Here is a 1,269-nt window from a genome sequence, read left to right as displayed (position 1 = left end):
GTCGTGTCAACGCAAAGAGCCTGCTGGGCATTCTGTCTCTGGGTATTGTAGGCGGAACCGACATCAAGATCATCGCAGATGGTCCGGACGAACAGGTTGCCGTAAACTCTCTGGTAGAACTGGTAGAGAGCGGTTTTAGCGACTAATTAGAATCAGAATCGTTTCAGTGCGCTGCCGAAAGGCGGGGAGTCAGATCCTGCGCACGGGCAAACAAAACAGACCTCACGGCGGCCGCAAATGCGATGGGCGTTCCGTGAGGTTTTTTGTTTTTGTGCATGGTTTGCCCATCGCCGGAGTGAATCAGACCGGACGCTCACGAACCGCACAGCCCGTAGCGCACCATGTTTTCGCAGAAGATGGCGTAGCCCCGTGTGGGGTCGTCAAGAAATACATGGGTGACAGCACCCACCAGTCTGCCGTTTTGCAGAATGGGACTGCCGCTCATGCCCTGCACAATGCCGCCGGTCGCCTCCAGCAGTGCCGGATCGGTGATGCAGACCGTCATGTTGCGGGTGTTGTCCGTGCCGGTGTAGTCGATCTTCTCGATGACGATGTCGTATTTCCGGGGCGTGTCGCCGGAAACGGTGCAGAGGATCTGTGCCGGACCGGTTTCGATCTCCTGTTTCAGCCCCATGGGAACGGCATCCTCCGGTGAGGGACATCGGTAGAGCGTGCCGAACACCCCGCAGCGGTTGTTGCACAGCAGCTCGCCCAGCGGCGGTTCTTTGGTGAAGCTGCCTTGCAGCATGCCGGCATTTCCCGGCGTGCCACGCACCGCACGGGAGATGGTGACAGCGCCCGCCTCGCCGGAGCCGAGGGGCAGAATACCGCCGGTGTCCGCATCGCAGACGGGATGCCCCAGACCACCGAAGCTGCCGCTCTCCGGTTCGTAGAAGGTGATGGTGCCGATGCCGGCGCTGCTGTCCCGCACCCACACCCCTGCCTCATAGCAGCCATCCTTTTCGGCGAACGCCGGTGTCAGGGTGCAGGTGTAAATGTCCTCCTCTCTGGAGAACGTAATGGTGACGGCGCTGCCCTTGGAGGCGGAGATCGCCGCCTGAAGCTCCTGATTGGTGGTGACGGACTGGCGGTTGACGGACTGGATGAGGTCACCGGTCTGGATGCCCGCCTCCTGTGCCGGACAGCGGGAACCCTCTGCGGTTTCCACATCGCTCATCCCCACCACCAGTGCTCCGTCCATGCGCAGCTTGATGCCAAAGGGCTGACCGCAGGGGACGAGCAGAGGCGTTTCGATCTGCTGGACTTCCA

General features: G+C 61.0%; 2 protein-coding genes. One reads left to right on the top strand and one right to left on the bottom strand.

The window, feature by feature from the left end; all coding sequences use genetic code 11:
* Positions 1 to 146 (top strand): HPr family phosphocarrier protein (locus tag QZL66_RS11245; RefSeq protein WP_293615161.1); only part of this gene is annotated, 146 nt, incomplete at its 5' end.
* Positions 147 to 313: 167 nt separating this feature from the next.
* Here QZL66_RS11245 and spoIVB read toward each other — a convergent pair.
* Positions 314 to 1,269, bottom strand: a 956-nt coding sequence (spoIVB, locus tag QZL66_RS11240) for a SpoIVB peptidase (protein ID WP_293615153.1), incomplete at its 5' end; no start/stop codon positions are given.

Source organism: Ruminococcus sp. CAG:330, from assembly GCF_000437175.1.
GTDB lineage: Bacteria > Bacillota > Clostridia > Oscillospirales > Ruminococcaceae > Ruminococcus_C.
Note: the sequence above shows the minus strand (reverse complement) of the source record. Positions and strands in the feature narration are given on the sequence as shown.